The sequence below is a fragment of the Mesorhizobium sp. M7D.F.Ca.US.005.01.1.1 genome (assembly GCF_003952545.1).
GTDB classification, from domain to species: domain Bacteria; phylum Pseudomonadota; class Alphaproteobacteria; order Rhizobiales; family Rhizobiaceae; genus Mesorhizobium; species Mesorhizobium loti.
The window spans coordinates 1,678,177-1,700,025 of the sequence record NZ_CP034453.1 but is presented as its reverse complement, the minus strand read 5'-3'; the positions used below and the strand labels follow the sequence as shown (position 1 = coordinate 1,700,025).

Here is a 21,849-nt window from a genome sequence, read left to right as displayed (position 1 = left end):
GGCTTCCACTTTTCGGGGTCATGCTAGATGTCGTGCTTGCGAATGTTCTTCAGCATCTTCAAAAGCGTGGCGATGAGCGCGGAATATTCGGCGTCGTCGATGTCGTCGAACATCGCCTCGAAGGCATCATGCATGGCCGGCCAGGCGCGGGTGAACTCGGCGCGGCCCTCATCGGTCAGGAACACATGGCGGATGCGGCTGTCGGTGACACCCTGCTCGCGCCGCACCAGGCCCTGGCTCTCCAGCGAGTCGAGCGTGCGGCTCAAGGTCGACTGCTCGATGACAGTGTAGACCGAGAGGTCGTTGACGGTGATGCCGTCGGTGACCGACAGCACGGCCAGCGTGCGCACCTGCGGAATGGTCAGGCCCTGCTTGCGGAAATCGTCGCGCAAGGTAGCGTTGTAACGGCCCATGATGCGGTTCATCAGATAGGGCGCGAATTGCTGCAGCCCGATCTGCCCCAGGGTCGAAATGCGCTGGCGCTTTTCCGCAACCTTCTGTTCCATCACAGCCTCCCCGCCAGGAGAAAGCCGGAGCCGCCGCCGAGGCCGGCACCGGGATGGGTCGAGGCGCCGATATGGTAGAGGTTCTTGATACCAGTCTGATGGTTGCGGCTGGTCTTGAATGGCCGCCACAGGAAAGACTGGTCGATGGTCGAGGAACCGCCATAGGGATCGCCGCCGACCAGATTGATGTTCATCGCCTCCAGATCGGCCGGGGAATAGGCGCGGCGTGCGATGACGCTGTCCTTGAAGCCATCGATGTGGCTGGCGAGGATGGCTTCTGCACGATCGGCATAGGCTTCGCGCAAAGCGTCGGTCCATTGCCCGTCAGCCGGCGCCTGCAGCTTGCCGGCGGCGTCGCCCTTGATATGGCGAGGTGCCTCGGGCAGTTGCAGCCACAGGATCGCCTTGCCCTCCGGACAGCGCGACGGGTCGAGCGCATGCGGCTGGCCGACACAGATGGTCGGCACCTCCGGCAGCATGCCGCGCGCCGCTTCGTTGCAGGCCTTTGACACGCCATCGAGCCCCGGTGTCAGATGGAGCAGCGCGACCTTGTCCAGGCCTTCGCCGCGCCATGCCGGCGGCTTGTCCAAGGCGTAGTGAATCTGGAAATTGCCTTTGCCGTAGCGGTATTTCTGCGTCGCTTCGACGTCATCCCTGGGAGCATCCGCGCCGAGCAGCCGACCATAAAGCTGCGTCGGGGTGACCGAGCAGATGATGCTCTTCTTCGCATGGACCGTTTCGCCCGAGGCCAGCCGCACGCCGGTGGCGCGACCTCCAGCCAGGATGATGGAGGCAACGTCCGCTTCGGTGGAGATGACGCCGCCACGCTCGATGATCAATGCCTCGAATGCGGCCAGCAGGTTCTGCGCCCCGCCCTTGACGATCGGTGCGCCGGCGGCTTCCAGCGCAAAGGCGATGACCTTGGCGATCTGGCCCGAGAATGCATCTTCCGGCCCAAGCCCGGCATGCAGCACCCAGGGCGCCCACAGCGCGCGGGTGGTTTCGGACCGGTAAGTGCTTTCGAGCCAGTTGCGCGCCGGCATTAGTGCCTCGCCGAGAAAGGCGGCAAGACCGCGTGAGCCACGCCGCCAGGCGTCGCCGGCCAGCAGCTTCGCCGTCGGATAGGACCACAGGCTGCCGCCGAGCAGGCCGAACAGCAGCCCGGCATTGCGTTCGATGCCGCCGACATCATCTGCGTGCCGGTCGCCATCGCCCGCCGCGATCGCGTTGAGCGCGGCGACATTGGCGGCGCGGTCGGTGCTGAGCACGGCATGGCTGCCGTCCGGCCGCAGCACGCCGGTCGGCGTGCCGGTGTGGCAGAACTCCAGCCCGTGCCGCGCGAGGTCGGCGCCCAGTGCCGCAAAGGCTGGCGAGGTGATGAACAGCACGAAGGTCGTCGCCATCACATCATGGATGAAGCCGGGCGCGGTGATCTCCTCGGTGCGCATGCAGCCGCCAATGCGGTCGTTGCGCTCGAGGACGAGCACCTTGGCGCCTTTGCCGCCAAGCATCGCCGCGCAGACCAGCGCGTTGATGCCGCTGCCTACGATGATGTGATCCGGCTGGCTCACGGCAAACGCTTTCGCTTAGCCCTTCGAAACAAGCGCCAGCGCGCGGATCGGGCTGCCGGTGCCGTGCTCGATCTTGAGCGGCGCCGCGATCAGGATGGCTCCCTTCGGCGGCAGTTGGTCGAGGTTGCAAAGGCTGGCGAGGCCGTAGCGGTTGGCCTTGTGCATCAGCGTGTGCGCCGGGAATGGCGGTTCCATTCCCCCTGCCTTGCCGGCATCGGTGCCGATCGTCTCGCTGCCCCAGCCCTTGATGTCCTTGCTGATCAGGAACTGGATCGCTTCGGCCGTCGGGCCCGGCGTGTGCGGGCCGGTCTCGTTGGCGTTGAGGAATTCGGCTTCCGAGCCGTTGCGCTTGTACCAGTCGGTGCGCATCACCACCCATTCGCCGGCATTGATCGCGCCATGCTTGGCTTCCCATGCCTTGATGTGGTCGACGGTGAGCAGGAAATCGGGATCGGCGGCGGCTTCCTTCGAGCAGTCGATGACATTGACCGGGCCGACGAAGTTCTGCGCCGGAATGGTGTCGGTGGCGCCGTCGGCATAGTCCTTGCCGGAGATCCAGTGTTGCGGCGCATCGAAATGCGTGCCCGAATGTTCGCCAAGCTTCAGCCAGTTCCAGGCCCACCAGGGACCGTTCTTGTCATAGCGGGAGATCGAGTGGATCTCGACCTTCGGCGTGTCGACGGCGAGTTCCGGTGGAAGCTTGATCAGCGGGGTGTCGGGCCCGAGCGGTGCTGTCAGGTCGACCACCTTGATGGCGCCTGAAAGAAGCTGGCCGGCGACTTCGCCGAGGAGTTTTTGCGTGTCCATGGTCTCTGTTCCCTCTTTCGTGATGATGATCAAGGCTCGTCTCGGCCCTTAATATCCTACTAGACGAAAACATATGCATCTGCAATTATCTTTAAGCATAAAGGAAATGGGAACGGGGCGTGAGCGAGTTCGACGCCATCTTTGTCGGGGCGGGCCACAACAGTCTGGCATGCGCCGCGCATTTGGCGCTCAAAGGCTGGAAAACCGGGATTTTCGAGCGCAGTCCGACAATCGGCGGCGCCGTCCAGACGCGCGAATTCACCCTTCCCGGCTTCCGCCACGATTTCGGCGCGATGAATCTGAGTCTGTTTGCCGGCTCGGCCTTCCACCGGAAATATGCAAATGAATTGAAAGCACAGGGGCTGGAGTTCGCCCCGGTCGCCGATTGTTTCGCCAGCGCCTTTCCGGACGGACGCTGGTTCGGCGTCAGCAACGATCTGGAAAAGACCGCAGCGCGGATGGCCGCCTTCTCCGTCGCCGATGCAGCGACTTGGCGCAGACTGGTCGCCGCCTTCCCGGCGGAGGCCGAGCATCTGTTCCGGCTGCTGGGATCACCGATGAGCGCCCGCGCGCTTGCCGGCACGGCGTGGAACCTGTGGCGCAAGAAGGGCATTGCCGGCGCGCTCGATACCGGCCGGCTGCTGTTGTCCTCACCCCGCGCCTGGCTGGAGGAGAACTTCGAGTCGCCTCATATCAGGGCAACGCTCGCCACCTGGGGCATGCATCTCGACTTCGCCCCCGATATCGCCGGCGGTGCCGTGTTCCCCTATCTGGAATCGATGGCCAACCAGAGTTTCGGCATGGTGCTGGGCAAGGGTGGCGCCGACACCATTATCGGCGCCCTGTCGGGCATGGTTACGGCTGCCGGCGGCAAGATCGTCACCGGCGCCGAAGTGGCCGAGATCACCGTTTCCGCCGGCAAGGCGACCGGCGTGCGGCTCGCTTCCGGTGAGACCCATACCGCCACCAGGGCTGTGATCGCCGGCGTCGCGCCCAAGGCGCTGACCGGCAAATTGCTGCCCAATGGTTCGGGCGACGTCGGCTTCGACACGGCGATGAAGAAGTTCCGCCATGCGCCGGGCACGATGATGATCCATCTGGCGCTCGACGATCTGCCGGACTGGCGCGCCGGAGCGGAGCTGCGGCAGTTCGCCTATGTGCATCTGTCGCCGTCGCTCGATGCCATGTCGCGCACCTATCAGCAGGCGGTGGCGGGCATGCTGCCGGACGAGCCGGTTCTGGTCGTCGGCCAGCCGACCGCGATCGATCCGTCGCGGGCGCCTGAGGGAAAGCATGTGCTGTGGGTGCAGGTGCGCATGCTGCCTGCCGAAATCACAGGCGATGCCGCCGGCAAGATCGCGCCAGCGCATTGGGACAAGGTGAAGGAGGTCTACGCCGACCGCGTCCTCGACATCATCGAGACCTATGCGCCCGGCCTGCGAAACAAGACCCTCGGCCAAGCGGTGTTCTCGCCCATCGACCTCGAGCGCGAGAACCCGAACCTCGTCGGCGGCGACCAGGTCTGCGGCAGCCATCATTTGGCACAGAACTTTCTGTTCCGCCCGGCACGCGGATACGCCGGCTGGAACACGCCGGTCGGCAATCTGCATCTTACCGGAGCTGCAACGTGGCCTGGCGCCGGCACCGGTGCGGCTTCCGGATACATGCTCGCGCAACAGCTTGGCGGGAGGTGGAGCCGAAGATTTCACACAGGCGAAAGAGGGCAAGGCGCTGCTGCCCACGAAGCCTGAACCAATGCCCAGACACTGCCGCGCGACGAAACAGAAAACCAACAAGGGGAACGACCATGACAATCAACAGACGCGAATTGCTGGGATACAGTGCCGCGGCACTCGGGGTGGCCGCCGTCGGCCTGCCGCAGATCGCCAAGGCAGCCGCCGGCGAACTGACCATCGCCTACAACGTCAACCTGCCGTCCTGGGATCCGACCACCGGCCCCTCGGCCGTCAACCCGACCATCCAGGGGCTCTACCAGTCGGTGTTCGACCAGTTCATCCCGCAAAAGCCCGACCTGTCCTTCGCGCCGGGCCTGCTCACCGAATGGGGCTGGAACGACGACCGCACCAAGATCATGATGACGGTGCGCGAAGGCGTGACCTGGCATGACGGTTCGCCGTTCACGCCCGAGGACGTGGTCTGGTCGCTGCAGCGGGCGGGTGACGAAAAGACCGGCAACCCGATCCAGTTCGTCTGGAAGAACGTCAACAACTTCAAGATCGACGGCAACAAGATCACCGGTGACGTCGTGCAGTTCGACCCGGTTTATTTCAAGTGGATGTCGTTCCTGACCGGCTACATCATGCCGAAGGCCTATTACGAGAAGGTCGGCGCCGAAGGTTTCGAGAAGGCGCCGATCGGCACCGGCCCCTACATGGTCGAAAAATTCGAGCGCAACGCCTTCCTGCGGCTGAAGGCCAATCCGAACTACTGGGGCGGCAAGCCGGCCTTCGAGAATGTGACGATCAAGTTCGTCGCCGATGCGGCAAGCCGCGTCGCCGAGATCGAATCCGGCTCCTCGCAGGTGACGCTCGAAATTCCCTATGAGGAGTATGACCGGCTGATCGCCAAGGACGGGCTTGCCGGCTCGTGCAAGAACGTCTCCGACATCGGCATGATCTTCTTCAACGACATCGAGGCGATGCTGGACAAGAACGTCCGCCAGGCAGCCGTCATGTCGATCGACAAGAAGCTGCTGGTCGACCGCCTGCTGCGCGGCTATGGCCAGCCGATCGACACGCTGGAGACGCCGGAATACGCGGCCTACGATGCGTCGATCAAGGTCGAGCACAATCCGGAAAAGGCCAAGGAACTACTCGCAGCCTCGGGCTACTCGCCGGAAAAGCCGGTCAAGTTCACCATCCAGACGACCAAGGGCTTCAAGCCCAAGGACTATGAGATGATCCAGGCGATCGTCGGCATGTGGCGCAAGGTCGGCATCGAGGCGACGATCGAAGTCTACGAGATCGCCAAGCACTACGAGCTTCGCGCCGCCGACAAGCTGGCGCCGGCGGCCTTCTACAATTGGGGCAACGCCATCGGCGACCCGACCACCTCGACCGGCTTTGCCATGTATGGCCCGAGCCCGCATTCGGTGTGGGACAGCCAGGACCTGATCGACATGATCAACCCGCTGTGGGGCGAAAAGGACGAGGCCAAGCGCATCGCCGGCTGGAAGGCCGTCGACAAATACATCGCCGAGCAGGCCTATGTGCTGCCGCTGATGCAGTATGCGCAGCCGATCGTGCATGCCAAGGGCGTCAATGTGGTGCAGCATGTGTCCGGCGCGCTGCTGCCGGCCCTGATGACCCCGGCCTGAGACAATCGAGAAAGGCGCGCTGTCGCAAAGACGGCGTGTCTTCTCCCAACTTGCGCAGGCCCCCTCATCCGGCCCTTCGGGCCACCTTCTCCCCGCTGGGGAGAAGAGACCGGCTCAGCCGTCTGCGACCTCTTCTCCCCTCGGGGAGAAGGTGGCCGCGAAGCGGCCGGATGAGGGGGTTCGTTCCATCAGTCACTGAAACGCATTAGGCCTACGCCAGAATGCTCCTGCAAAGATTCCTGATCCGTCTGCTGACGATGTTGATTACGCTGTTCGGCGTGGCCGTCGTCGTCTTTGTCGTGATCCGTGTCGCGCCCGGCGATCCGATCGCCATGATGCTGCCGCCCGGCGCGACGGATGCCGACATTGCCAGGCTGCGGGCGCTCTACGGCCTCGACAAGACCATCGTGCAGCAGTTCTTCATCTGGCTGTCCGGCGTGGCCAGGGGCGATTTCGGAACCTCGATTTCGCTCAGGCAAGACGTGCTCGGCCTTGTCTTCAACCGGCTGCCAGCGACACTGGAACTCGCCATCGTCGCGCTTGTGATGGCGGTGACGATTGGGGGTACGACGGCGGTGATCGGCGCGCGCGAACGCGGCACGGCGGTCGAGGCCGGCATCGACATCGCCAGCGGCGCGGCGCTTTCCATTCCCGATTTCCTGTGGGGTCTGGTGCTGATCCTTCTGTTCGGCGTGCTGGTGCCGATCTTCGACATTTCCGGCCGGGTGTCGCCGCAACTCGACCTGCCTTTCGTCACCCAGTTCTATCTGTTCGAAAGCCTGTTGCGCCTGCGCCTCGACCTCACCTGGGATCTCCTGAAGCACATGCTGATGCCGGCGGTGGCGCTGGCGCTGCCGCTGGCGGCGATCATCTCGCAGCTGCTGAAACAGTCGCTTAAGGAAGTGCTCGACCTCGACTATGTCGTGCTGGCGCGGGTCAAGGGTTTCTCCGAAACGCAGGTCATCCTGCGCGAGGCGCTAAAAAACGCCGCCCTGCCGACGCTGACGCTGGTCGGCGTGCAGTTCACCTTCCTCATTGGCGGCACCGTCATCGTCGAACGGCTGTTTTCCTATGAAGGCCTTGGCAATATGGCGATCGATGCCGTCATCAACCGCGACTTGCCTTTGATTCAAGGCATCGTGCTGGTCTTCGCGCTGCTGTTCGTGCTGATCAACCTCACCGTCGACATGATGTATGCGCTACTCAATCCGAGGCTGCGCCATGGATGAGGGTCGCGCTCAAAGGCGAGGTGTGTCGCCGCGCTTGTGGCTTGCCGGCGGCTGGCTGCTGCTGGCGCTTCTGGCCGCGATCTTCGCGCCGCTGGTTGCACCTCAGGATCCGCTGGCGCAGGATTTGATGCTTGAGCGGCTGCCGCCGTTCTGGATTGATGGAGCCGAACCCGGCTATTGGCTCGGCACCGACAGCCTCGGCCGCGACCTGCTCTCCCGGTTGATCTTCGGCGGCCGTATCGCCTTCATCGTCGCTTTCGCCGCAGCCATCACCGCCTGCCTGGTCGGCTCGACGCTAGGCCTGATCGCAGGCTATTTCGGCGGCTGGGCCGATCGCATCATCTCGCGCATCGTCGATGTCTGGATGGCGTTTCCGCCGGTGCTGTTCGCCATCCTGCTGGTCGCCGTGCTCGGCACCGGCCTCAGCTCCGTCATCCTCGCCATCGCCATCATCGACTGGACGCGTTTCTGCCGGGTGATCCGCGCCGAAACCATGGGCCAGTCACGCATGGACTATGTCGAGAATGCCCGCATCGCCGGTTATGGCCGCATCGGCATCATGCTGCGCGAAGTGCTGCCCAATGTGGTGCCGTCGATCGTGGCGCTGCTGTCGCTGGAAATGGGTATCGCCGTCATCGTCGAGGCGATCCTGTCCTTCGTCAATCTGTCGATCTCGACCGACGACCCGACCTGGGGCGGCATCATCGCCGAGGGCCGGCTGTCGATCCATCAGGCCTGGTGGGTGCTGGTATTCCCGCTGGTCACCCTGATCCTCACCGTGCTGTCGTTCAGCCAGTTCGGCGAGGCGCTGAAGACGCGTTTCGACCCGGTGCTGCGATGAGCGCGGTCTGCCTCGACATCAGGGATCTGAGCGCCGTGCTGCCGAACGGCCAGCGCGTGCTGCGCTCGGTGTCGCTTGCCGTTCAGCCCGGCGAGGTCCGCGCGCTGGTCGGCGAGAGCGGCGCCGGCAAGACGATGATAGGCAAGGCGGTGCTCGGCGTATTGCCGTCGAGCGTGCGCATTGTCGAAGGCGACATGCTGCTTGAGGGTGAAGACCTCGGCAAATTGCAGCCGAAGGCACGGCGCACGCTGATCGGCGCACGCACGGCGTTGATCCCGCAGGATCCGCTGACCGCGCTCAACCCGTCGCGCCGCATCGGCTCGCAGATGACCGACCGGCTGGTGCGCATTCTCGGCTGGAGTGGCGAGAGGGCCGATACCCGCATTCGCCAGTTGCTCGACGAGGTGCAGATCCGCGACCCCGACCGCGTGCTCAAAAGCTATCCGCACGAGCTTTCCGGCGGCATGCGACAGCGCGTGCTGATCGCCGCCGCCTTCGCCGCCGAACCACGGCTGATCGTCGCCGACGAGCCGACGACGGCGCTCGACGTCACCGTGCAGAAGCAGATCCTGCGGCTGATCGTGCAATTGCAGCGCGAGCACGGCACAGCGATCCTGTTCGTCACTCATGATCTCGGCGTCGTCGCCAAGATCAGCCAAAAGGTCTCGGTGCTCTATGCCGGCAAGGTGGTGGAAGAGGCCGAGACGGCTGCTCTCTTCGCCGCGCCGCAGCACCCCTATACGCGGGCGCTGATGGCGGCCACGCCGCGCTACACCGATCCCTTCGCCTCGTTGAAGCCGGTGGACGAGGCGGTGCTGGCCGGGCTTGCTTCAGAGATCGCTGCGGCCGATCAGACCTGGAGGCGGCCACATGGCTGAGCTGCTGTTTTCCGTTCGCGGGCTGAAGGTCGCGCTGCCCGACATGACGCGCAAGCCGCTGATCGGCCGCGCGCCGTTGGCCGAGATCCTGAAAGGCCTCGACTTCGACCTGCCCAAGGGCTCGGTGACCGGCATCGTCGGCGAATCCGGGTCGGGGAAGTCGACGCTCGGCCGCGCCCTGGTGCGCCTGCTGGAGCCCAGCGCCGGCAGTGTCAGCTTCGAGGGCCGCGACATCACCCATCTGCCGGAAGCGAAACTGCGGCCATTGCGGCGCAATCTGCAGATGATCTTCCAGGATCCGATGTCGTCGCTCAACCCGCGCCGCACCATTGCCAGCATCATCGCCGCGCCGCTGAAGCAGAATGGCCTCGGCGACAATCTCAAGGCGCGCGTGGCTGAGGCGCTGCAGCGCGTCGGCCTGCCGCAAAGTTTCGCCAGCCGCTATCGGCACGAACTGTCGGGCGGCCAGCGGCAGCGCGTCGGCATTGCGCGGGCGCTGGCGCTGTCGCCGAAATTCGTATTGGCCGACGAGATCGTTTCCGGCCTCGACGTCTCGACGCAGGCGCAAATCCTCACCCTGCTGGAAAAGCTGGCGGCGGAGATGGGCCTGACCGTCGCCTTCATCAGCCACGATCTGTCTGTCATTCGGCGGCTGTGCCGGCAAGTCATCGTCATGCGCGAAGGCGTGATCGTCGAGTCCAGCGCCACCGACGCCTTGTTCGACAAGCCGCGGCAAGCCTACACGCGCGATCTGATCGCAGCCATTCCGCTGCCCGAGATCGATGCGGGCTGGCTGGACATCCCTGCCGCCATCAAGGCCCCGACATGAATACACACGCACGCCGAAAAGCGGGCCTCGGACGTGCGACCGGCAAAGACCCAAGTCCCGCCAATGGAGGAGGACTGACGTGAAAGAGATATTTCGAAACGCAACGCTCGCCACCGCGATCCTTGGCAGCGCCGGCATGGCCTCGGCGGATTCGATCCCAGGCATGCGCGGCCACGACCACACCGGCATCACGGTTCCCGACATGAAGCAGGCGGTCGACTTCTTCACCGAGGTGGTCGGCTGCAAGAAGGCGATGTCGTTCGGCCCTTTTGCCGACGACAAGGGCACCTTCATGCAGGACCTTCTAGGCGTCGATCCCAAGGCGGTCATTGAGCAGGTCACCATGGTTCGCTGCGGCTATGGCTCGAACATCGAGCTGTTCAAATACACAGCACCGGACCAGAAGGACCTGACGCCGAAGAACAGCGACATAGGCGGCTTCCACATTGCCTTCTATGTCGACGATGTCGCCGCCGCCAAAGCCTATCTCGACGGCAAGGGCGTCAAGACGCGCATGGGCCCGTTGCCGGTCAAGGAAGGGCCGGCCGCCGGCCAGACCATCCTCTACTTCCAGGCGCCATGGGGGCTGCAGCTGGAAGCGATCAGCTATCCCGATGGCATGGCCTACGAGAAGGGCGCCGAGACTGTTCTATGGAGCCCGAAGAGCCCGGAAAAGTGATGGGAACGCGTGCTTGCGGATGTTCCGCAGGCACGCCACACAAATGCGACGTTGAATCATTTCGATATGAAACTTTAAGCTTGAAATAATTTACCTCCGGCGCGATACTCGAAACCAGCAAGCGAAGAGGAGATCGCAGACATGAAGGTTGCGGTTCTCGGCGGCGGACCAGCCGGCCTCTACTTTGCCATTTCGATGAAACTCAGGGACGCCGCGCACGATGTGACGGTGTTCGAGCGCAACCGCGCCGACGACACGTTCGGCTGGGGCGTCGTGCTGTCGGCCGAGACGCTTGAAAACCTGTCGAAAAACGATCCGGTCAGCGCCGTCTGGATCAAGAAGCACTTTGCTTATTGGGACGACATCGCCGTCATCCACGATGGCGTGCGCACGGTCTCGACCGGGCACGGTTTCTGCGGCATCGGCCGCAAGCGGCTGCTGGTCCTGCTGCAGCGCCGCGCGCGAGAACTCGGCGTCAAGCTGATGTTCGAGACCGATATCGCCGATCCCAAGCCCTACATGGAGACGCATGATCTGGTCGTCGCTGCCGACGGCCTGAACTCCAGGGCGCGCAACACTTTCGTCGACGTCTTCAAGCCCGACATCGACACCCGCAAATGCAAGTTCGTCTGGCTGGGCACCAACCAGAAGTTCGACGACGCCTTCACCTTCATCTTCGAGAAGACCGAGCATGGCTGGGTGTGGGCGCACGCCTACCAGTTCGACAGCGACACCGCGACGTTCATCGTCGAGTGCAGCGAACAGACCTGGGCTGCTTTCGGCTTCGGCGCGATGTCGCAGCAGGAATCGATCGCCGTCTGCGAGCGTATCTTCGAAAAACATCTCGGCGGCCACGCGCTGATGACCAATGCCAACCACATCCGTGGCTCGGCCTGGATCAATTTCCCGCGCGTGCTGTGCGAGCGCTGGTCCTACAAGAACCTTGCGCTGATGGGCGATGCGGCGGCATCGGCCCATTTCTCGATAGGCTCCGGCACCAAGCTGGCGCTGGAAAGTGCGGTGGCGCTGGCCGAGTATGTCGAGTCCGAACCCGACCTCGACGCCGCGTTCCGTAGATATGAGGATGCCCGCCGCACCGAGGTGCTGAAGCTGCAATCGGCGGCGCGCAATTCGCTCGAATGGTTCGAGGAGGTCGAGCGCTATCTCGGTCTCGATCCGGTGCAGTTCAATTATTCGCTTTTGACCCGCTCGCAGCGCATCAGCCACGAGAACTTGCGGCTGCGCGACGCCGAATGGCTGGGCGGCGCCGAAGAATGGTTCCAGCGCCAGGCGGGCGCCGGCGGCAACAGCCTGCGCCGCGCGCCGATGTTCGCGCCATTCAAGCTGCGCGACATGAAGCTGCAGAACCGCGTCGTCGTCTCGCCGATGGCGCAGTACAAGGCCGTCGACGGCTGCCCGACCGACTGGCATTTCACCCACTATGCCGAGCGCGCCAAGGGCGGCGCCGGCCTCCTCTATATCGAAATGACCTGCGTCAGCCCCGAAGGGCGCATCACGCCCGGCTGTCCGGGGTTCTACGCGCCCGAACATGCGGTGGCGTGGAAGCGGCTGGTCGACTTCGTCCACACCGAGACCGAGGCGAAGATCTGCGCCCAGATCGGCCATTCAGGCGCCAAGGGTTCGACCCGGCTCGGCTGGGAGGGCACCGACGTGCCGTTGGTCTCAGGCAACTGGCCGGTCATGGCAGCCTCGGCCGTCGCGTGGTCGACGCAGAATCAGGTGCCGAAGGCGATGAACCGCACCGACATGGACAAGGTGCGCGACGAATTCGTGGCTTCGGCCGAGATGGCAGATCGTTGCGGCTTCGACATGCTCGAGATCCACGCCGCGCACGGCTATCTGCTGTCGTCCTTCATCACGCCGGTCACCAACCGGCGCACCGATGCCTATGGCGGTTCGCTGGAAAACCGCATGCGCTATCCCCTGGAAATCTTCCGTGCGGTGCGCGCCGCCTGGCCGGCGGAGAAGCCGATCTCGATGCGCATTTCGGCCAATGACTGGGTCGGCATCGAAGGTGTAACGCCGGCTGATGCGGTCGAGATCGCACGGCTGCTGCACGAGGCAGGTGTCGATATCTGCGACGTCTCGGCCGGCCAGACCTCGGCATTGGCAAAGCCGGTCTATGGCCGCATGTTCCAGACGCCGTTTTCCGACCGCATCCGCAACGAGGTCGGCATGGCGACGATGGCGGTCGGCAACATCTACGAGCCGGACCATGTTAATTCGATCCTGATGGCCGGCCGCGCCGATCTGGTGGCGCTGGCACGGCCGCATCTCGCCGACCCCTACTGGACGCTGCATGCGGCGGTGACGCTCGGCGACCGTGGTGTCAAATGGCCGGATCCCTATCTGCCCGGACGCGACCAGCTCTACCGGCTGGCCGAGCGCGACGCGGCAGCGGGGCTGAAAGTATGAGTGCCGGCTCGACGATCCCCGGCAAGCATGCGCTGGTCACAGGCGGTGGCTCCGGTGTCGGCCGGGCCATCGCGCTGGCGCTGGCGGGTGCCGGCATCGACGTCACCATCTGCGGCCGCCGAGAAGCAGAACTCGTCAAAGTGGCCGGCGAAAGCAAAGGCATTTTCGGCATCGCCGCCGACGTCACCGATGAGGCGGCGATGGCGTCGCTTTACGAAAGGGCGCAAGCCGCGCGCGGACCCTTCGACATCGTCGTCGCCAATGCCGGCATGTCCGGCAGCGCGCCCACGCACAAAACCGCGCTCAGCGACTGGCAGCGGACGCTCGACGTCAATTTGACCGGAGCTTTCCTGACGGTGAAGCCGGCGTTGGCCGGCATGGCCGTTCGCAAGACGGGGCGGATCGTCTTCATCGCTTCGACGGCAGGGCTGAAAGGCTACGCCTATGTCGCGCCTTACGTCGCCGCCAAGCATGGCGTCGTTGGCCTGATGCGGGCTCTTGCCGCCGAAACGGTCAAATCGGGCGTCACCGTCAACGCCGTATGCCCGGGCTTTGTCGAAACCGAAATGCTGGAAGAGTCCATCCAGCGCATCATCGAGAAGACCGGCCGCTCGGTCGAGCAGGCACGGTCGAGCCTTGCCTCGACCAATCCGCAAGGCCGATTCATCCAGCCGCAAGAGGTTGCCGCAGCCGTGCTGTGGCTGTGTGGCGACGCCGCCCAATCGATCACCGGACAGGCGATTTCCATCTCAGGAGGCGAAACATGGTAGCCGGCCCCCTGCCCGCGCCGTCGGGACCCGGCAAGGATCGCTTGCGTCTGTGGATCAGGCTGCTGCGTGCCTCGCGCACGGTCGAGGCCGAGCTGCGCGAGCGCCTGAAGAAGGACTTCAACACGACGCTGCCGCGCTTCGATGTGATGGCAGCCCTTTATCGGGTGCCGGAAGGCATGCTGATGAGCGACCTGTCGCGCTTCCTCTTGGTGTCGAACGGCAATGTCACGGGGATCGTCGACCGGCTGGTTTCGGAAGGACTTGTCGCCCGCGCGAGGCGCAATGGCGACCGCCGCACCTCGATGGTGCGGCTGACCGAGGAAGGCACGCAGGCCTTTGCCACCATCGCCGCCGCGCATGAAGGCTGGATCGGTGAATTGCTGGGCAAGGTCAGCGAGGACGATGCGCGCCGGCTGACAGGCATGCTGACCTCGTTCCGCAGCAACTGGGAGGGACGCGAATGACCGGGATGGCCGGACGCAAGCCGAAGCATTTCCTGTGGGAGGTCGAGGGCGGGATCGCGAAGGTCCGGCTCGACCGGCCGGAGCGCAAGAACCCGCTGACCTTCGACAGCTATGCCGAGCTGCGCGACACGTTCCGCGACCTCGTCTATGCCGACGACGTCGACGCCGTGGTGTTTCTCTCCAATGGCGGCAATTTCTGCTCCGGCGGCGATGTCCACGACATCATCGGCCCGCTGGTCAAGATGGACATGAAGCAGCTTCTCGCCTTCACCCGGATGACCGGCGATTTCGTCAAGGCGATGCTGAATTGCGGCAAGCCGATTATTGCGGCGGTCGATGGCGTCGCGGTCGGCGCCGGCGCCATCATTGCCATGAGCTCCGATATCCGGATCGCCACGCCGGAAGCAAAGACCGCATTCCTGTTCACCCGAGTCGGTCTCGCCGGTTGCGACATGGGCGCCTGCGCGATCCTGCCGCGCATCATCGGCCAGGGCCGCGCCGCCGAACTGCTCTACACCGGCCGTACCATGACGGCGGCAGAAGGCGAGCGCTGGGGGTTCTACAACAGGCTGGTCGATGCCGCATCGCTGGAGGCCGATGCGCTCGACATGGCCGCGCGCATCGTCTCCGGCCCGACCTTCGCCCACGGCATCACCAAGACGCAGCTCAACCAGGAATGGTCGATGGGTCTCGACCAGGCGATCGAAGCGGAAGCACAGGCGCAAGCAATCTGCATGCAGACCCGCGACTTCGAGCGCGCCTACAAGGCGTTCGTGGCCAAGGAAAAGCCGGTGTTCGAGGGCAATTGATGGCTGACAAGAGTTTTCTCAACTGGCCGTTTTTCGAGGATCACCATCGCGAACTGGCCGAGCGGCTGGAGGCGTGGTGCGCGAAAAACCTGCCGGTCGATCATCATGATGTCGATGCCGCCTGCCGCGAGCTGGTGGGCAAGCTTGGCCGGGATGGCTGGTTGAAGCCGACGGCGCTCGACACGGACAATCCGGGACCACTCGACGTCCGCACCCTGTGCATCACACGCGAGACGCTTGCCCGCCATGACGGGCTGGCCGATTTTGCCTTCGCCATGCAGGGGCTCGGCACCGGTGCGCTCAGCCTGTTCGGCACGCCGTCGCAGCAGCAATGGCTGGCAAAGACGCGCGCCGGCAAGGCGATTTCTGCCTTTGCTCTGTCGGAGCCGCGCTCGGGATCGGATGTCGCCAACACGGAAATGACGGCGATCCGCGACGGCGATAGCTATGTCCTGTCCGGCGAGAAGACGTGGATCTCCAATGGCGGCATCGCCGACCTCTATGTCGTCTTTGCCCGCACCGGTGAGGCGCCCGGCGCCAAGGGGCTCTCGGCCTTCCTCGTGCCTGATAACACCAAGGGCCTCGGCATCGCCGAGCGGCTCGAAGTGATCGCGCCGCATCCGCTGGCGCGGCTGTCTTTCGACCAGGTCCGCCTGCCAGCCTCGGCACTGATCGGCAAACCAGGCGATGGCTTCCGCATCGCCATGTCGGTGCTCGATGTGTTCCGCTCGACTGTCGGCGCGGCGGCACTTGGCTTTGCCCGCCGCGCGCTGGACGAGAGCATCAAACGGGTGGCCGAGCGCAAACTGTTCGGCGCGCCGATGGCGGAGCTGCAGATGGTGCAGGGGCATATCGCCGACATGGCACTCGACGTCGACGCGGCGGCGCTGCTGGTCTACCGCGCCGCCTGGACCAAGGACATGGGCGCGCCCCGCGTCACCCGCGAGGCGGCGATGGCCAAGCTGTTTGCCACCGACAGGGCGCAAGAGGTGATCGACAAGGCCGTGCAGCTGCATGGCGGCGACGGTGTCCGCAAAGGCCATATCGTCGAAAGCCTGTATCGCGAGATCCGTGCGCTGCGCATCTATGAGGGTGCCTCCGACGTGCAGAAAGTGGTGATTGCGCGACAAGTGCTGGGCGCGGCCTGACGGCGAGAAATTGACGGCGATTTTGAGACTTTGGAATACCGGGAGGTTTTGAATGCACACGATTCTGCAGCCGGAAGGCTGGGCAAAACCTGTCGGCTACGCCAATGGCGTCGCGGCACGCGGGCAGCTCGTCTTCGTTGGCGGACAGGTCGGCTGGAACGGTCAATGCCAGTTCGAGACCGACGATTTTGTTGGCCAGGTGCGGCAGACGCTCGAGAACATCGTCGCGGTGCTGGCCGAGGCCGGTGCGGGGCCGCAGCACATCACCTCGATGACCTGGTATTTCACCGACAAGGCCGAATACCTCGCCAACCTCAGGGGCATCGGCGAGGCCTATCGCGAGGTGATCGGCCGGCACTTTCCGGCGATGGCCGCCATGCAGGTGGTGGCGCTGGTCGAGGACCGGGCCAAGGTGGAGATCCAAGCTACCGCCGTCATCCCGGAATAAACTATCGATTGTCCCAGGAATAAATTATTCGCGCAGTCCCGCCTTCCGCAAAATCGGCAGCACGTGATCGCAGAAATAGGGCAGTTCCTGCGTGTAGTTGACGAAGGACAGCGCGATGCCCTGATAGCCGTGCCCGGCAATGGCGGCCATGTCGGCGGCAATCGTTTCCGGCGTTCCGATCAGCGGGTAGGTGCCGGCGCCGCCGGCGAAACGCTGCCGGTAGCGGTCATAGGCATGCGGGTCGTGCGATTGCGAGAATTCCTTCTTGCCCGCCATATGGGCATCGACCGCGTCGTGGTCGGCCATATCGACGGCGTAGCGGGTGTAGTAGGCCTGCGCCTCTTCCATCGTCGGGCGGCAGACGACATGCGCCACCGTGTAGACGCCGACGTCGCGGCCTGCCTTGTCGGCGCGCTCGCTGATGTCGGCGACGTGCTTGCCGGCATCGCTCATCTCGGAAAAGGTCGTGAACAGATAATCGCATCTGGCGGCGGCGAAATCGCGACCCGGCCCGCCGAAAGCAGCGTTCATTGTCACGGGGCGCGGAACCTGCAGGCTAGCCGGCCGGCTGACGGCTTCCTTGAGGCGATAGTAGGTGCCCTCATAGTCGAGCGGCTCGGGCGAGGCATAAAGCTTTTCGAGGATTTCGATCCATTCCGCTGCCTGGTCGTAGCCCTTCTCGACCAGGGGCGTGCCGAACATGCCGAATTCCTTCGGGTTCCAGCCGCAGACGATGTTGAGGCCGGCGCGGCCCTGGCTGATGTGGTCGACCGTCGCCAGCGCCTTGGCTGCGTAGAGCGGATGCACCAGCGGCACATGCACGGTCATGAACAGGCCGATCTGCTCGGTGGCCATGGCAAGTGCTGCCGCCCAGGTGAAGGTCTCGAACGACCATTCGCGCACCTTGTTGCGGCCGCCAAAGCCGCGCCAGCGCGCGATCGGCAGCATGAACTCCAGCCCTGCCCGGTCGGCGATCTGCGCCGCGGTCAGATTGTCCTGCCAGCTCGCTGTCCAGCGTTCCGGAACGTCGGTGATGGCAAGGCCGCCATCGGCATTGGTCGAAAAGACACCGAGCTTCAGTCTGTTCGGGCCGTGCAAGGGGTGTGGTTTGTTCATGTCGCGACCTCCCGGCGAAGATCGCACGCTACGGCTCCGCAAAAATATTTCAAGCATGAAATAGCTTCGCCTGGCGATGGTTTGCGGATATGGATTTGGGCAGGACGAAAAAGGGGATCGGCATGAGCGAGTTCCGCCAGAAATGCATCGGCAAGACGAACCTTGTCGGCTCCTTTGCAGCCATTCCCCATCCCGTCGCGGTCGAAGTGATGGCGCAGTCCGGTCTCGATTTCCTCTGCATCGACTGGGAACATGCCCAGATCTCGCGCGACATGATCGAGACCATGGTGCGCGCGGCCGACGTGCATCGCGTGCCGGCCATGGTGCGCGTTCCCGGCCATGCACCCGAAGCCATCCAGGCGGCCTTGGATAGCGGCGCCCAAGGCGTGCTGGTGCCGCGCATATCGACCGCTGCCCAGGCCGCGATGGCCGTCAAAGCCTCGCGCTATCCGCCAAAAGGGGAGCGCGGTGTCGGTCCCGGCCGGGCCGCCGGCTATGGCTATCGCATTCCGGAATATCTGGCCGGCGCCAATGACAGGATCGTCGTCGCGATCCAGGTCGAGACATCAGAAGGGCTGGCCAACATCGAAGCGATCGCGGCCGTCGACGGCATCGACGTGATCTTCGTCGGCCCCGGCGATCTTTCGGTGTCGATCGATGCGCTGGGACCGCAAGGCGTAGACAGGCTCAATGCGGCGATCCGGACGATCGTCGGCGCGACGATCGCGCACGGCAAGGCCGCCGGCATATTTTGCGCCAGCCCACAACCTGTCGGGCAATGGGCAGCCATCGGCGCCAGCTTCTTCATCCTGGCCAGCGACACCATGTTTCTCGGCGCCGGCGCTGCGGCCAACTGTGCCGCCACACGCGACGAATTGGCATGAGACGGGCGCAGCTGGCGCAAAAAGGCGTATCGGCACGGCAACAGGACGGTCAAACTTTTTAAGCTTAAAACTTTCGCCTTGAAAAGTGCCGCACTTTGGATAAGCATTCCAGGATCGATGGCGACGGCCGTACCGGACGGGCTTCCCGGCCAGTCCATCGTTGTGCTCCGGGTGGGAGGGGTTTCAGTCCTTGTCGTTCGTACTGCCCCAGTCATCGTCCAGCGCGCGCTATGCCTTTGACGGCGTGCGCGCCCAGATTCGCGATCTTCACACAGAAAACATCGCCAACCTTGCCGTGCGGGCGCGTGAACTGGGCGATGTGATCGCGCTGTGGTACGGCGAAGGCGACATGGTGACGCCGGCTTTCATCCGCGACGCCGCCAAGGCCGCCTTCGATGAAGGCCTGACCTTCTACGTTCCCAACATGCGCGGCCACGCCCCGTTGAACGAGGCGCTGTCGGAGTACCAGACGCGCATCCATGGCCGGCCGATCCCGATCGCGCGCACCACCGTCACGCCTGGCGGCATGCAGGCGCTGTACCTGGCGCTGGAACTGCTGGTCGATACCGGCAGCAACGTCGTCTATGTCGCGCCGCAATGGCCCAACATCCACAACGCCATCCATTTGATCGGCGGTGAGCCACGGCCGTTTTCGCTCGATTTCAGAGGCGACTGGCATCTGGATCTCGACCGGCTGTTCGCCACCTGCGACGCACGCACGCGGGCGATCTTCCTGTCGACGCCATCCAACCCGACCGGCTGGACCGCATCGCGCGAGGAGATGCAGGCGCTGCTCGATTTCAGCCGGCGCACCGGCATCTGGATCATCTCCGACGAGGTCTATGGCCGGCTCTATTTCGACGGCGATGTTGCCCCCTCCATCCTGCAGATCGCCGAGGACGGGGACCGGGTGCTGTCGGTCAACAGCTTCTCCAAAGCCTGGGCGATGACCGGCTGGCGCATCGGCTGGCTGACGCATCCATCAGGGGTGGCCGACCAGCTCGGCGCCATGACACAATATATCAACAGCGGCACCGCTGCCCCCATCCAGGCTGGTGCGGTTGCAGCCATCCGCCAGGGCGAGCCGCTGGTCGAAGAGATCCGGCAACGTATCCAGACCGGCCTCGACCTTGCCTATGACCGGCTGGCGGAGATTCCAGGCATCATCCTGCCTGCGAAACCGCGCGGCGGCATGTATGCCTTCTTTGCCATGGAAGGCGAAAGCGACGCACGTCTTGCCTGCGCCAAAATCCTTGAGACGGCGCGCGTCGGCCTGGCGCCCGGCCATCTCTTCGGAAGTTCGGCAACGGCCTTCCTGCGCATGTGCGTGTGCCGTGAACGCAAGGACATAGCTACCGCGCTCGACCGCATGGTCGCTGCCATGAATTGACGCCCTGCCTGAAGCGGGGCGGCAAAAAACCGTGCGGGAGCAACCCGCCCGATCAACAACAGAGGGAACACAAATGAGCTTCACTCGCCGCAAACTGCTACTTCTCGCCGCCGCCATCGGCATCGCCGCCGGCCCCGCCACCGCCTATGCCGCGGACGTGCTCAATGTCGGCGCGTACCCGACCAATCCGCCGTTCGAATACAAGAACGAGAGCGGCACCTTCGAGGGCTTCGAAGTCGACATCGTCAACGAAGCAGCCAAACGCATCGGCATGACCACCGACATCGCCGATCTCGGCTTCCAGGCGCTGTTCGCCGCCACCACGTCGAAGCGCATCGATGTCGCCATCTCGTCGATCACCATCACGGCGGAGCGGCTGAAGTCGCAGTCGTTCACGCAGCCCTATTATGATTCCGACATGGGCATCGCCACCAAGACCGACAGCCCGATCAAGGCCGAAGCCGACCTCAAGGGCAAGATCGTCGGCGTGCTGTCCGGCTCGACCGGCGAGACCTGGGTCAAGGCGCATCAGGAAGCCGACGGCTTCAGCGACGTGAAGGGTTATGACACGCAGCAGAACCTGCTGCTCGACCTCAGCGCCGGCCGCGTCGATGCCGCCGTCAGCGACATTCCGGGCATGGAATATTCCTTCACCAAGATGAAGGATCTGGTCGTCAAGGAACGCATCAAGACCGGCGAACAATACGGCCTGATGATGACCAAGGACCACCCGCTGCTCGGCAAGCTGAACGACGCGCTGAGCGCGATGAAGAAGGACGGCACGCTGGCCGCCATCCATAAGAAGTGGTTCGGCAGCGACGCGCCTGCCGACTCTTCGACCATGAAGGAAATGCCGCTGCCGAAGGCCTGAGCTGAAAGCTGCGCTGACATCGTGCCGGCTTTCCAGGCCGGCACGATTCATTTCATGCTCCAGCGCCGGCTTCCGCGCAGACCGTCTCGCCATTGGCGAGATCGATTGGTTTTAACCTGAGCATCCTTGCTCTCGGGTTCGGGAACGCTCCCATGTCGCTGCTGGATACCTTCTTCAACCCCGATGTCATCATGTCCAGCCTGCCGGCGCTGCTGCGCGGCTTCCTGAACACGCTGCTGCTCGGCATTTTGAGCATCGGCATCGGCATCCCCATCGGCCTGGTGATCAGCCTGGTGCGGCTCTATGCGCCGAAGCCGCTGCGGTGGCTGGCGGTCGGCTACACCGACATCTTCCGTGCCCTGCCGGTGCTGGTCGTGCTGATCCTGATCTACTACGCGCTGCCCTTCCTCGGCATCCGCCTGTCGTCCTGGGCATCAGCGGTGACTGCCTTCGCCTTCATCATGTCGGCCTACTCGGCCGAGGTGTTCCGCTCCGGCATCGAAAGCATTCCGCGCGGCCAGTTCGAGGCGTCGCAGGCGCTCGGCCTGCCGTTCCTCCTGACCTTGCGCAAGGTGGTGCTGCCGCAAGCGATCCGCGTCGTCATTCCGCCGATGACCAGCAACTGCGTCTCGATGTTCAAGGACACCTCACTCGCCTCCACCGTGGCGCTGCCGGAACTCTTGAAGGAAGCGACCAACGCGCAGTCGCTCTACGCCAACCCCTCGCCGCTGATCGGCGCAGCACTCGTCTATCTCATCTTCCTCTGGCCGATGGTCCGCCTCGTCAGCCTGCTTGAAGAGCGCTTCAAGACCGAAAAGAAGCGCTGACCTCGCCAC

At 64.1% G+C, this 21,849-nt stretch carries 21 protein-coding genes; 17 read left to right on the top strand and 4 right to left on the bottom strand.

What is annotated here, in order from left to right; genetic code table 11:
* Nucleotides 1-23: 23 nt before the first annotated feature.
* The 3 genes from EJ076_RS08150 to EJ076_RS08140 are packed head-to-tail and all read right to left on the bottom strand — an operon-like array spanning nucleotide 24 to nucleotide 2,884.
* Complete coding sequence (locus tag EJ076_RS08150; protein WP_126067545.1) at nucleotides 24-506, bottom strand: MarR family transcriptional regulator; 483 nt, start codon at nucleotides 504-506, stop codon at nucleotides 24-26.
* Nucleotides 506-2,077: an NAD(P)/FAD-dependent oxidoreductase gene (locus EJ076_RS08145; protein ID WP_126067544.1), complete on the bottom strand. Its 1,572-nt coding sequence runs from the start codon at nucleotides 2,075-2,077 to the stop codon at nucleotides 506-508. The genes EJ076_RS08150 and EJ076_RS08145 overlap by 1 nt, the downstream gene beginning before the upstream one ends.
* A 15-nt stretch (nucleotides 2,078-2,092) precedes the next feature.
* On the bottom strand, nucleotides 2,093-2,884 hold the full coding sequence (locus EJ076_RS08140) for a cyclase family protein (RefSeq protein ID WP_109666754.1): 792 nt from the start codon (nucleotides 2,882-2,884) through the stop codon (nucleotides 2,093-2,095).
* A 119-nt stretch (nucleotides 2,885-3,003) separates the two neighbouring features.
* Here EJ076_RS08140 and EJ076_RS08135 point away from each other — a divergent pair, with 119 nt between their 5' ends.
* The 13 genes from EJ076_RS08135 (at nucleotide 3,004) to EJ076_RS08075 (ending at nucleotide 16,752) form a co-directional block, all read left to right on the top strand.
* Nucleotides 3,004-4,635, top strand: coding sequence for an NAD(P)/FAD-dependent oxidoreductase (locus EJ076_RS08135; RefSeq protein WP_126067543.1), 1,632 nt, complete (start codon nucleotides 3,004-3,006; stop codon nucleotides 4,633-4,635).
* A gap of 56 nt (nucleotides 4,636-4,691) precedes the next feature.
* Nucleotides 4,692-6,221 (top strand): ABC transporter substrate-binding protein, encoded by a 1,530-nt coding sequence (locus EJ076_RS08130; protein ID WP_126067542.1) that lies wholly within the window; start codon nucleotides 4,692-4,694, stop codon nucleotides 6,219-6,221.
* A 221-nt stretch (nucleotides 6,222-6,442) separates the two neighbouring features.
* The gene (locus EJ076_RS08125) at nucleotides 6,443-7,450 is read left to right on the top strand and encodes an ABC transporter permease (protein WP_126067541.1); all 1,008 of its coding nucleotides are present in this window, start codon (nucleotides 6,443-6,445) and stop codon (nucleotides 7,448-7,450) included.
* The gene (locus EJ076_RS08120) at nucleotides 7,443-8,291 is read left to right on the top strand and encodes an ABC transporter permease (RefSeq protein ID WP_126067540.1); all 849 of its coding nucleotides are present in this window, start codon (nucleotides 7,443-7,445) and stop codon (nucleotides 8,289-8,291) included. Before EJ076_RS08125 ends, EJ076_RS08120 begins: the two co-directional genes overlap by 8 nt.
* Nucleotides 8,288-9,169: an ABC transporter ATP-binding protein gene (locus EJ076_RS08115; RefSeq protein ID WP_126067539.1), complete on the top strand. Its 882-nt coding sequence runs from the start codon at nucleotides 8,288-8,290 to the stop codon at nucleotides 9,167-9,169. Before EJ076_RS08120 ends, EJ076_RS08115 begins: the two co-directional genes overlap by 4 nt.
* Complete coding sequence (locus EJ076_RS08110) at nucleotides 9,162-9,998, top strand: ATP-binding cassette domain-containing protein (protein ID WP_126067538.1); 837 nt, start codon at nucleotides 9,162-9,164, stop codon at nucleotides 9,996-9,998. Before EJ076_RS08115 ends, EJ076_RS08110 begins: the two co-directional genes overlap by 8 nt.
* Nucleotides 9,999-10,134: 136 nt before the next feature.
* Complete coding sequence (locus EJ076_RS08105; RefSeq protein ID WP_126070987.1) at nucleotides 10,135-10,677, top strand: VOC family protein; 543 nt, start codon at nucleotides 10,135-10,137, stop codon at nucleotides 10,675-10,677.
* Nucleotides 10,678-10,818: 141 nt separating this feature from the next.
* Entirely contained in the window at nucleotides 10,819-13,113 is a 2,295-nt protein-coding gene (locus EJ076_RS08100) for a bifunctional salicylyl-CoA 5-hydroxylase/oxidoreductase (protein WP_126067537.1), read from the top strand.
* Nucleotides 13,110-13,883: an SDR family NAD(P)-dependent oxidoreductase gene (locus EJ076_RS08095; RefSeq protein WP_126067536.1), complete on the top strand. Its 774-nt coding sequence runs from the start codon at nucleotides 13,110-13,112 to the stop codon at nucleotides 13,881-13,883. Before EJ076_RS08100 ends, EJ076_RS08095 begins: the two co-directional genes overlap by 4 nt.
* Nucleotides 13,877-14,347 carry a MarR family transcriptional regulator gene (locus EJ076_RS08090; protein ID WP_126067535.1) on the top strand — a complete coding sequence of 157 codons (471 nt, stop codon included), beginning with the start codon at nucleotides 13,877-13,879 and terminating at the stop codon, nucleotides 14,345-14,347. The genes EJ076_RS08095 and EJ076_RS08090 overlap by 7 nt, the downstream gene beginning before the upstream one ends.
* A complete protein-coding gene (locus EJ076_RS08085) occupies nucleotides 14,344-15,156 on the top strand; it encodes an enoyl-CoA hydratase family protein (RefSeq protein WP_126067534.1) in 813 nt (270 codons plus the stop codon). The genes EJ076_RS08090 and EJ076_RS08085 overlap by 4 nt, the downstream gene beginning before the upstream one ends.
* Nucleotides 15,156-16,304, top strand: coding sequence for an acyl-CoA dehydrogenase family protein (locus EJ076_RS08080; protein ID WP_126067533.1), 1,149 nt, complete (start codon nucleotides 15,156-15,158; stop codon nucleotides 16,302-16,304). Before EJ076_RS08085 ends, EJ076_RS08080 begins: the two co-directional genes overlap by 1 nt.
* A gap of 52 nt (nucleotides 16,305-16,356) precedes the next feature.
* Nucleotides 16,357-16,752 (top strand): RidA family protein, encoded by a 396-nt coding sequence (locus EJ076_RS08075; RefSeq protein ID WP_109666196.1) that lies wholly within the window; start codon nucleotides 16,357-16,359, stop codon nucleotides 16,750-16,752.
* Between the two features lie 24 nt (nucleotides 16,753-16,776).
* Here EJ076_RS08075 and EJ076_RS08070 read toward each other — a convergent pair whose 3' ends face one another.
* Nucleotides 16,777-17,868: an LLM class flavin-dependent oxidoreductase gene (locus tag EJ076_RS08070; RefSeq protein WP_126067532.1), complete on the bottom strand. Its 1,092-nt coding sequence runs from the start codon at nucleotides 17,866-17,868 to the stop codon at nucleotides 16,777-16,779.
* Nucleotides 17,869-17,990: 122 nt separating this feature from the next.
* On the opposite strand from EJ076_RS08070, the gene EJ076_RS08065 reads away from it, so the two are divergent.
* The 4 genes from EJ076_RS08065 (at nucleotide 17,991) to EJ076_RS08050 (ending at nucleotide 21,840) form a co-directional block, all read left to right on the top strand.
* On the top strand, nucleotides 17,991-18,752 hold the full coding sequence (locus EJ076_RS08065) for an HpcH/HpaI aldolase/citrate lyase family protein (protein WP_126067531.1): 762 nt from the start codon (nucleotides 17,991-17,993) through the stop codon (nucleotides 18,750-18,752).
* 190 nt (nucleotides 18,753-18,942) lie between these two features.
* Nucleotides 18,943-20,142 (top strand): pyridoxal phosphate-dependent aminotransferase, encoded by a 1,200-nt coding sequence (locus tag EJ076_RS08060; protein WP_164548569.1) that lies wholly within the window; start codon nucleotides 18,943-18,945, stop codon nucleotides 20,140-20,142.
* 73 nt (nucleotides 20,143-20,215) lie between these two features.
* Nucleotides 20,216-21,013 (top strand): ABC transporter substrate-binding protein, encoded by a 798-nt coding sequence (locus EJ076_RS08055; RefSeq protein WP_109666189.1) that lies wholly within the window; start codon nucleotides 20,216-20,218, stop codon nucleotides 21,011-21,013.
* A 152-nt stretch (nucleotides 21,014-21,165) separates the two neighbouring features.
* Nucleotides 21,166-21,840, top strand: a complete 675-nt coding sequence (locus EJ076_RS08050; protein WP_126067529.1) for an amino acid ABC transporter permease — start codon at nucleotides 21,166-21,168, stop codon at nucleotides 21,838-21,840.
* Nucleotides 21,841-21,849: the final 9 nt, after the last annotated feature.

Excerpts from the sequence above, each read along its gene's own strand:
- EJ076_RS08055 (WP_109666189.1), top strand. The coding sequence starts at position 20,216 with ATGAGCTTCACTCGCCGCAAACTGCTACTTCTCGCCGCCGCCATCGGC.
- EJ076_RS08120 (WP_126067540.1), top strand. The coding sequence starts at position 7,443 with ATGGATGAGGGTCGCGCTCAAAGGCGAGGTGTGTCGCCGCGCTTGTGG.
- EJ076_RS08115 (WP_126067539.1), top strand. The coding sequence starts at position 8,288 with ATGAGCGCGGTCTGCCTCGACATCAGGGATCTGAGCGCCGTGCTGCCG.
- EJ076_RS08085 (WP_126067534.1), top strand. The coding sequence starts at position 14,344 with ATGACCGGGATGGCCGGACGCAAGCCGAAGCATTTCCTGTGGGAGGTC.
- EJ076_RS08070 (WP_126067532.1), bottom strand. The coding sequence starts at position 17,868 with ATGAACAAACCACACCCCTTGCACGGCCCGAACAGACTGAAGCTCGGT.
- EJ076_RS08125 (WP_126067541.1), top strand. The coding sequence starts at position 6,443 with ATGCTCCTGCAAAGATTCCTGATCCGTCTGCTGACGATGTTGATTACG.
- EJ076_RS08100 (WP_126067537.1), top strand. The coding sequence starts at position 10,819 with ATGAAGGTTGCGGTTCTCGGCGGCGGACCAGCCGGCCTCTACTTTGCC.
- EJ076_RS08140 (WP_109666754.1), bottom strand. The coding sequence starts at position 2,884 with ATGGACACGCAAAAACTCCTCGGCGAAGTCGCCGGCCAGCTTCTTTCA.
- EJ076_RS08065 (WP_126067531.1), top strand. The coding sequence starts at position 17,991 with ATGAGCGAGTTCCGCCAGAAATGCATCGGCAAGACGAACCTTGTCGGC.
- EJ076_RS08105 (WP_126070987.1), top strand. The coding sequence starts at position 10,135 with ATGGCCTCGGCGGATTCGATCCCAGGCATGCGCGGCCACGACCACACC.
- EJ076_RS08080 (WP_126067533.1), top strand. The coding sequence starts at position 15,156 with ATGGCTGACAAGAGTTTTCTCAACTGGCCGTTTTTCGAGGATCACCAT.
- EJ076_RS08090 (WP_126067535.1), top strand. The coding sequence starts at position 13,877 with ATGGTAGCCGGCCCCCTGCCCGCGCCGTCGGGACCCGGCAAGGATCGC.
- EJ076_RS08150 (WP_126067545.1), bottom strand. The coding sequence starts at position 506 with ATGGAACAGAAGGTTGCGGAAAAGCGCCAGCGCATTTCGACCCTGGGG.
- EJ076_RS08095 (WP_126067536.1), top strand. The coding sequence starts at position 13,110 with ATGAGTGCCGGCTCGACGATCCCCGGCAAGCATGCGCTGGTCACAGGC.
- EJ076_RS08050 (WP_126067529.1), top strand. The coding sequence starts at position 21,166 with ATGTCGCTGCTGGATACCTTCTTCAACCCCGATGTCATCATGTCCAGC.
- EJ076_RS08130 (WP_126067542.1), top strand. The coding sequence starts at position 4,692 with ATGACAATCAACAGACGCGAATTGCTGGGATACAGTGCCGCGGCACTC.
- EJ076_RS08075 (WP_109666196.1), top strand. The coding sequence starts at position 16,357 with ATGCACACGATTCTGCAGCCGGAAGGCTGGGCAAAACCTGTCGGCTAC.
- EJ076_RS08110 (WP_126067538.1), top strand. The coding sequence starts at position 9,162 with ATGGCTGAGCTGCTGTTTTCCGTTCGCGGGCTGAAGGTCGCGCTGCCC.